Consider the following 7,382-nt stretch of genomic DNA (forward strand, 5'->3'; position numbering starts at 1 on the left):
CCGGGACAATGCAGAATCCGTGCCCGGCCCAACGCCAGGCACGCGATATCGATCTTGTGCCCGGCCTTGCAGCGGCGCAGCCACGCCAATTTCGCCGCGTCGCCCTGGAACTTCTCGGGCGCGTCCCTCCGCAGCAATGCCGCTTCGAGGGATTCCTCAGACAGATGCGCCGCCACGGGCAGGGCAACCGGAGCGACACGCCACGCGACGCCCTGCGCGGTTATCGATTCGCGCGCCGTGGCTTCCCAGGCGCGGCGCATGCCATCGGCCAGCCGTTCGGCAAGAATGCGCCGGTTCTCGGGAGAACCGTCGTTGTATTTACCCGCGCCCACGTTGCCTCCCGCGCCGTTGAAGTGAATGTGCAGCGCGGCCGGAACGGCGAGCTGCCGCAGGAACCGCGCCACGCCCGGGAAATCAGGGTTGGCCACGCCTGTTCGATAGTAGCTTTGCGGATGCACGGCGTAATAGCTCAAGACAGCGAGAGGCCGGTCCTCATTCCACAGGCTCACCAGCGAAACCACCGGGTCAATCGTGCCTTCGGGCTCGGCGCGCAATGCCGCGTCGGCGCAGGCAGTATAGCGCGTCGCGCGCACCTTGCCGTCCGGACCGGGAATCCTGCGGTTCGACGCCACCTCGTAGACCGGCGCCGCGCCGAGGCCAATATGCGTCACCGGTTGCGCCTTTTCGACCGCGTCGCGCACGGCCTCCCGCAGTCGCGCGACGGTCTCGCGCGCGAAGTCGCCCTCATAGCGCCACAGGTCGATCCCGTGCTCCGCCAAGATGCGTTCCGCGGAAAAATCGCAGCCCGGTGCGTCGTGCTGATGCAGCGTGTGCACGGCGACACGTTCGCGCGTCGTGCCGGCAGCTTCCGCCAACGCATCGCGAAACGCGTCGTGGGCTTCATTGCCGATGCCGATCCAGTCTATGGCGCAGAGCACGATTGGCGCGTCAGCGTCGAGCAACACGATGCCCCGCGCGCGCAGGCCGAGATCCCAGGAATTGACCATGGGGTCATAGGCAAGCTGGCTGCCCACGGGCGGCGTGGCATCGATATCGAACGTGGCGGCGCGCAAGCCGTTTTCCGCCGTGGGCGCGCCTTCCCCGAAGGCTGCAAGCGCCGTCAGCGACAAGGACAGAAGGGCTACACAACAATTACGCATGATATCCTCCCCGCCCTTCGCGGGCTGGGCCTATTGCCACTTGCTCAGGACTGCATCCGCGTCGCGCTTCAACGCCGGCGCGGCCTGTTCCGCTTCCACGCGGCCCGCGATGATGTCCGTGAGCGCACGCTCGACGAGGTCGCGCACCTCCTGCCAGCCGGGGACGTTCGGCTCCGTGCGCGCGAACGACAGGCAATCGAAGGTGACTTTGCGGTAGGGCCGTTCTTCCCAGAGCCGCTGCACGTCAGGGTGCGCCGCGGCGGACTTGCGCACCGGCAAATAGCCCGTGCCCAGGGTCCAGCGCGCGCTGTTCTCGACGCTGGTGAGATATTTGATGAACGCCCATCCGGCGCGCTGTTGCTCGGGCGTCGTCTGGAACAAGACAAAATTCGGGCCGTACAGGACCGTCTTGGGGTTGGCCGGGTCATCCTGGGGGATGCGCGCCATGCCCCACTCGTCCATCCGGTCCTTCATCACCTCGGCAATGCCGCTGCTGGCCGCGCTTGAACGCATCGTGAACGCAACCTCGCCCTGCGTAAGCGCGATGTCGTCGTCGTAGCCGCCCGCAATCCGGTACGCGAGCCCCTCGCGCGCGAGCGTCTGATAGAGGTGGAACGCGCGCAGCGCCGCGGGGCCGTCGTACAGGGTTTGCGTACCATCGTATACCTCGCCGCCCATGCTGAAAATCATGCCGTCAAGCGTGCTGCAATCCACGTTGATCGCATAGGCGAACTTGCCGGATTGTTGCTTGACGCGGCGGCACTGCTCGACGAATTCGTCCCAGGTGGCGGGCGGATGATCGATACCGGCGGCACGCAGCACGACGCGATTGAAATAGAGCATCAGCACGCTCTTCGCAAAAGGAAACGAGTACATCTTGCCGCCGAACGTCGGGTAACGGTTCATCTCAAGAACCGCGGGGTAGAAGTCTTCGAGTTCTTCCGGCCTGAAGCCCAGTTCGGAGTCGTGAATGAGGCTATCGAGCGCGACGGCCGCGTCCGCGCGCACGTACTCGATGGTCGTGTTCGGATACCCGACGGCGAGCGCCGGAACCGTGCCCGCGCTCAGGCTCGCGAGCACCTTACGGTGAATATCTTCATAGCCCCCCGCGCGTTCGACCTTGATGGGAACGCCATCATACTGTGCATTGAACGCCGTGACGATGTCCTGGAGGAGAGTGGCTGTCTCGGCAGTCTGCCGGTCCCAGAACACGGCCGCGCCGGGATTAATGGCGCGGTATGCTTGTTCGCCGTCCCTGCCGCCACATCCCGCCGCTGCAATCAGACCAGCCAGACAAACTGGAACGAGGGCGCTACCGCGCATGCCGTCTTTATCCTTTGATACCCGCGCCGAGGGCCGCGTCAACGAAATACCGCTGCGCGGCGAAGTATAACGCCACGGTCGGAAAGATGACAACGGCGGTCGCGCACATGAGCAAGTGCATCTGGACGCCCTCATCGCCCTGGAAGTAGGTCAGACCCACCTGCACCACGCGCATCGATTCCTCCGCCGTGACAATGAGCGGCCAAAGCAGGGCGTTGTAGCTGCCCAGAAACGCGAATAGCGCGACTGTGGCCAGGGCTGGCTTCGCCAGGGGCGCCGCAATCCTGGCGAGAAACCGCAGATGGCCGCATCCGTCCACCTTGGCCGCATCGAAAAAGTCGTCGGGCAAACCGAGGAACGCCTGGCGCATGAGGAAAATGGAGAACGCATTCGCGCACCAGGGAACGATCAGCGCCGCGTAGGTGTTGTACCAGCCGAGCCTCGAGATCAGCACGTAATTGGGGATCAGCGTCAGTTCGAAGGGCACCATCATCGTGGCCAGCACCAGGGTGAACAGCGCGTCACGGCCACGGAAACGAAGCCGGGCGAATGCGTACCCCGCAGTCAGCGAGGTGAACGCGACGCCGAGCGTCACCATGCCCGCCACGAAAAACGAATTCAGAAAATAGCGCCCAAACGGCGTCGTTTCAAAGATGGCGTACAGGTTCCCCCAGCGCCATTGCCGCGGCCAGGGCCAGACAGCCGGGCGCATCGCATCGGCCAGGTCCTTGAAGGCGGTGCCCAGCATCCAGAAGAACGGCCACGCCATGAGCACGCCGCCCGCGGCCAGCACCGCGTACAGCAGCGCGCGTCTTGCGATGCGCAGACCCTTCATGAGTAGTGCACCTTCCGCCCAATCATGCGCCACTGAATGATGGTCAACAACAAAACCCCCGCGGTGAACAGCGTCGCCACGGCCGCCCCGGAGCCGAAATCATGTTCCCGGTACAGCTTTTCGTAGATGAGAAGAATCATGTTCGTTGTGGGGCGGAACAGGGCCCCGTCCGGGCGCTGGGTCAGCGCATAGAAACTGTTGAACGCCTGAAACGCGCGGATCGTGCCGACGATGCCGAGGAAGAAGACCGTCGGGGACAAGAGCGGCAACGTGACCTTGCGGACCACCTGAAACGGCCCGGCCCCGTCGATGCGCGCCGCTTCTTCGAGTTCGCGCGGAATCGCCGTGAGCCCCGCGAGGAACACGACGATCATGAAGCCGCTGCCATGCCAGATGTCGAAGAGCATCACGCAGCACAACGCGAGACTCGGCCCGATATCCGGCGCGACCCACCCGCCGCTGATCAGGTAAAGCATGCCGTCGCCTTCGATGAGCCACTGCTGCGCGGGCAGGCCGAGCCGCGCCATGACTAGGTTTGCGGCGCCTTCCGGATGATGCAGCAGCGCGCGCCAGACCATGGCGGCCGCAACGGCGGAAGTCACATAAGGCAAGAAATAGAGCGTGCGGAAAAGGCCACGGCCCCACGCGATGCGGTAGAGCGCATAGGCCACGCAGAAACTGAACAGCATCGTCGCGGGCACCGTTCCGGCTACATAGTAGACAGTCACGCGGACACTGCCCCAGAAATCCGGGTCGCGAAGGACCTGCGCATATTTTTCCAGGCCCACGAATGTCGCGGTCAGGCGCGCATAGTCGAACAGGCTCATGTATAGCGCTCCCACGAGCGGCGCCAGACCGAATATCACCAGGATCGCGAGGGCGGGCGACAACAACAGCGCCGCGAGCGGCAGGTCGCTGCGAAACCGCGCGCGCACGCGGTCCAGTGCGTCGTCCCAGCGGGCGAGCAGCCCATCCGGAAGACGCGCCAGAAGCGCCACAATCGCCGCCAGGCCTCGCATGGGCCCGTTCTCCTTATCCGCTTGCCGCGTCGAGCACGTCAGCGATCAGCGCGACGTTTCGCGCAATGGCCCCTTGGTTCTCAATTACGGCGCGCCTGCCGCGCGTGCCGAGCGTGCGCCGCGCCGTGGCGTCGCTCAAGAGACTCCGCAATGCGCCGCAAAGGTCCTCAGGCTGGTACACGCGGCGCGCTGCATTGTCCGTTGTGAGGATACGCGCCGGTTCGGCGAAATTGCCCATGTACGGGCCGAACACCGTTGGAACACCCAGCGCGGCGGGCTCGATCGGATTGTGCCCCTCGACACCGGGATAGAAGCTGCCGCCCACGACCGCCACGTCGGCAATCGCGTAGAACTGAACCAGTTCGCCGACGGTATCAAGAAAGAAAACCCGTTCGCCTGCGGGCCGCGCGCCATCGCGCACCGCTGACCTGCGCAGTATGGGCTGTCCGGCAAACGGGTCCAACGCATCGTCAAGCCTGTCCAAGTGCCGGGGCGCAACCACGATGCGCAGGTTTGGAAACTCATCCTTGAGCGCGCGCCAGCATGTGGCGGCGAGCGCCTCGTCACCGGGGCGCGTACTGCCGAAAACGAGGATTAGATCGCCCTGTTGAAACGCGTTTTCGCGGCGCACGCGCGCGCGCACGCGCGGCTCGATTTCGGTTGCCGCACCGTCGAATTTCGCGCTGCCCGTAACGGTGACGCACTGAGGCCGGGCGCCCAGCGCGATGATGCGGCGCGCGTATTCCTCATCCTGCATGCCCGCGGCGGACAGTTGCGCGAGCACCTCGCGGAAGAACCGGCCAAAACGCTGGTATCGCGTGAAGTGCTTATCACTGATCCGCCCATTCACGATAATCACGGGCACTCCCGCGCGGCGCGATTCGCGCACGACATTAGGCCAAAGTTCCGTTTCGATCAGGACAAGCGCGCGGGGCCGCGCCGCCGCGATAAACCGGCGCACCGTGCGCGGCGCGTCGAAGGGAAACCACGTAATTGCGCAGTTGGCGCAGGTCTTCTGCGCGAGCGCGCGGCCCGCGCCGGTCGAGACGGTCAGCAGAACGGGCGCGTCGGGGAAACGTTCGCGCAGCGCCTGGATGAGCGGCCGGGCCGTATTGACCTCGCCCACGCTGCACGCGTGCACCCACAGCGGCGGCGCGTCGAATGCGGGGACGAGCGGCGCAAAGCGCGCGGCCAGCTCGCGGTGGCGGCTCATACGCAGCCAGACAGAAAGACCGGGCGCCAGACAGCGCAACGCAGTGTTATATAGAAGGTAGGTCATCGGGAAGTGGATGAAAACGGGCGGCCCCGGTTCAGGCCGCCCGTCAGTTCCATTTTGTCATTATCGCGTGAATTACGAAGCCGGCGGCGCCTCGAAGAACTTGGCGCCTGTCGGATCGATAATGTCCGGCGTCACGAAGATCAACAGGCTCTGCTGTTGAACGGTCTTGCCCTTGCCACGGAAGAAGTACCCCAACAGCGGGATATCGGCCAGATAGGGCAATCTGTCCTCGCCCCGGGCGCTTTGATCGCTCACCAGACCGCCAAGGACCAGCGTATCGCCGTCATGCACGATCACGTTCGTCCACACGGCCTGCATCGAAGTAGTCGGCAACACAATCTGGTTGTCGAATTCATTTTCGCCGATGATGTTCGTCGTGGTAAAGGACTTTTCGCCCGTACGCGTCCGCACTTCCGGATTCAACCACAGACGGACCTGGTCATTGTCGCCAATCTGCGGCGTCACCGAAAGGGATATGCCGAAGTTGTACGGCTGCGGCACGACATTCTGAGTGAACGCGGTAGTCGGCGTGCCGCCGAACCCGGCATCCGTCGTGTATACCTGCGAATTCACGGAATAGACGAAATACTCGGTCGTGAAGTCGGCAATGACGGCCGGCTTGAGGTTCATCGTGGTAACGCGCGGCGCGCTCAGCAGTTCGCTTTCCTCGAGCCGGTCCAGGAAGTCAAAGGTGACGCTGAGATTGTCGCCGTCTTCGTTGTCCAGAATCGACCCGACGAAGTTGAACGTCGATTGAGACGGCGCGGGGTTTACCACCCCCGACAGGAGTCCTTCCGTGATGGTGTTGCTGATCACATTCGAACCGTCCGGCCTGCTGTAGAAGGGTATTGACTCGTCCACGCCGTCGCCGTTGATGTCGTAATCGTACGTGGCGCCCTGCTCTTCGAGCCCCGGCACCTTCTGGGCGCGCGCGTTTTGGTCGCTCAGGCTCAGGTCCCAGGTGAATCCGACCTTGTCCAAATCAGAAACGCGCACGGTCAGGAACTTCGCCTCGATGCTGACCTGACGGGGCGTCACGTCGATCTCGGCAATGTAGCGTTCGAGCTTGTCCAGATTCGTCGGCGTGTTCTTGACAATCAGCATGTTTGTCGCGGGGTTATAGATCATCTCCGAGAGCCGTTGATTCGTGAACGGCTCGTACACCTCATCCACCAACCTGCTCAACAGCGCAATGACCGGAGATTCGTTGTCAAACGTCGTGGCGGACGATGTCGTCGAACCGAGCGTAGCGCCGGTCGTGGAACCATAGGCGCCACCCGGCGCACCCGTAGTCGAGGTGGCGCCCGTGCCGGAGTCCGTCAAACCGACGATTCCGGGGTTGGCCTGCGGCTCGCCCACCTGCAGGTCATTGATCGTGCTGAACAAATCAGAGATATTGCTCAATTGAGTCACGTCGGAACGGCCGCCGCCGCCATAGCCGCCCATGCCGCCGCCATAGCCGCCCATGCCGCCGCCATAGCCGCCCATGCCGCCGCCATAGCCGCCCATGCCGCCGCCGTAGCCGCCACCACCGTAGCCGCCCATGCCACCGTAGCCGCCACCACCGTAGCCGCCACCGCCATAGCCGCCACCGCCATAACCGCCGCCACAACCGCCGCCGCCGTCGCCGCCGCCGCCGCAGCCGCCGCCGCCGTCACCGCCGGCACCGCCGCCGCCCTAGCCGCCACCGCCGTCACCGCCACCGCCGAAACCGCTCTCACAGCCGCCGCTCCATCCGCCACCGCCCTCACCGCCGCCCCCGTACC

The 7,382-nt window shown here is 64.5% G+C and carries 6 protein-coding genes; all 6 read right to left on the bottom strand.

Features of this window, described 5'->3' with window-relative positions:
• Positions 1 to 1,160: hypothetical protein (locus KA184_22145; GenBank protein ID MBP8132291.1), on the bottom strand; the 1,160-nt coding region annotated here is incomplete at its 3' end.
• 30 nt (positions 1,161 to 1,190) lie between these two features.
• Positions 1,191 to 2,483 carry an ABC transporter substrate-binding protein gene (locus KA184_22150; protein ID MBP8132292.1) on the bottom strand — a complete coding sequence of 431 codons (1,293 nt, stop codon included), beginning with the start codon at positions 2,481 to 2,483 and terminating at the stop codon, positions 1,191 to 1,193.
• Positions 2,484 to 2,490: 7 nt separating this feature from the next.
• Complete coding sequence (locus KA184_22155) at positions 2,491 to 3,318, bottom strand: carbohydrate ABC transporter permease (GenBank protein MBP8132293.1); 828 nt, start codon at positions 3,316 to 3,318, stop codon at positions 2,491 to 2,493.
• Complete coding sequence (locus KA184_22160) at positions 3,315 to 4,337, bottom strand: sugar ABC transporter permease (GenBank protein MBP8132294.1); 1,023 nt, start codon at positions 4,335 to 4,337, stop codon at positions 3,315 to 3,317. The genes KA184_22155 and KA184_22160 overlap by 4 nt, the downstream gene beginning before the upstream one ends.
• Before the next feature lie 13 nt (positions 4,338 to 4,350).
• Entirely contained in the window at positions 4,351 to 5,550 is a 1,200-nt protein-coding gene (locus tag KA184_22165; GenBank protein ID MBP8132295.1) for a 3-deoxy-D-manno-octulosonic acid transferase, read from the bottom strand.
• A 138-nt stretch (positions 5,551 to 5,688) separates the two neighbouring features.
• A complete protein-coding gene (locus tag KA184_22170; GenBank protein MBP8132296.1) occupies positions 5,689 to 7,161 on the bottom strand; it encodes a hypothetical protein in 1,473 nt (490 codons plus the stop codon).
• Between the last annotated feature and the right edge of the window lie 221 nt (positions 7,162 to 7,382).

The sequence above is a fragment of the Candidatus Hydrogenedentota bacterium genome, from assembly GCA_018005585.1.
Taxonomy (GTDB): Bacteria; Hydrogenedentota; Hydrogenedentia; order Hydrogenedentales; family JAGMZX01; genus JAGMZX01.